This is a genomic window from Mesorhizobium sp. LEGMi-168a (assembly GCF_058312955.1).
On record NZ_JBZEGV010000147.1, the window covers coordinates 1 to 1,071 of the forward strand.

General features: G+C 64.0%; 2 protein-coding genes. Both read right to left on the reverse strand.

Going from position 1 to position 1,071, the window contains the following annotated elements:
• A partial coding sequence (locus AC4FWB_RS34525; RefSeq protein WP_491030681.1) for an ABC transporter ATP-binding protein occupies positions 1-464 on the reverse strand: 464 nt, incomplete at its 3' end.
• A gap of 1 nt (position 465) precedes the next feature.
• Positions 466-1,071, reverse strand: a complete 606-nt coding sequence (locus AC4FWB_RS34530; protein WP_491030682.1) for a hypothetical protein — start codon at positions 1,069-1,071, stop codon at positions 466-468.

Consider the following 1,071-nt stretch of genomic DNA (forward strand, 5'->3'; position numbering starts at 1 on the left):
AGCGCCACCGCAAGGCCGGCCCGCGCCGCCTCGCCGCCGGAAAGCTCCGTTGGAAGCGCGCGGGCGCGGTGCAGGAGGTCCACGCTGTCCAGCAGCATGCCAATCCTCTTCTCGCTCCGCTTTCCAGCCAGCAGCATCCGCAGGCGAAGATTCTGCGCCACGCTGAGATGCCCGAACAGGTTCCCCGATTGCAGGAGGATGCCGAAGCTGGCGGCACGAATGCGGGAGCGCTCGGCCTCCGAGCGGCGGGTCAGTCGTTTGCCCGCTACCTCGACATGACCGGCGTCCGGTTCGTCCAATCCGGTGATGCAGGACAATAGTGTCGACTTGCCGCTGCCCGAGGGCCCGACGACGGCGACCATCTCGCCCGCCGACACATGAAGACTGACGCCACGCAGCGCGGCTGTCTCGTCGTCGCCTATGTGGAAGAACCTGTAGAGCTCATGCGCTTCCAGCGCGTGCATTTCATTTCCACTGGAACGAATTGGACATCAGCTGCCATTGATCGACATTGTCGGCACCTTTGGGCGCGTAAAGTTCCAGGGTCACCAGCCGGCCGTCCTTGAAATAGAGGTAGCGCTCGTTTTCCAGGCGCACCTGCTTGTTGGTCACCGCGTTCGGCTCCGAGTTGGAGGTATAGACGATGCGGATAGCGGGGCCGGCGGGCAGCTTGACCTGCTTGACCGCGGTCACCCGCACGGCCCGGCCGGTGGCCTCGAGCTTGGAAACATAGTCCGTCCTGGCGCTGTCGACGCTCGGCAAAGCATCTGCCTTGGCTACGGAGACGACGACGCCATCGAGCTTGTCGATGAAGCTTGCGCCGTCGGCACGGTCGGACCGTGCCCATCCTTCCGGCACCTTAAGGGTGAAGCCTTGCGGGGAGGCATAGTCGATGAAGACCTGGCTGTCGGGGATGTCGCCGGGCGGGTTCTTCTCCGCTGGAACCGCCTTTTCGGCCGCGAGCGCTCTAGCGATCCCAAGTTCCGGTATGCGGGCGCCGACAACGCCCAGGCACATCGCAAGCGCCAAAACTGGCAGGCGCTTGGTGATCCTATGACGACAAGAGATCAT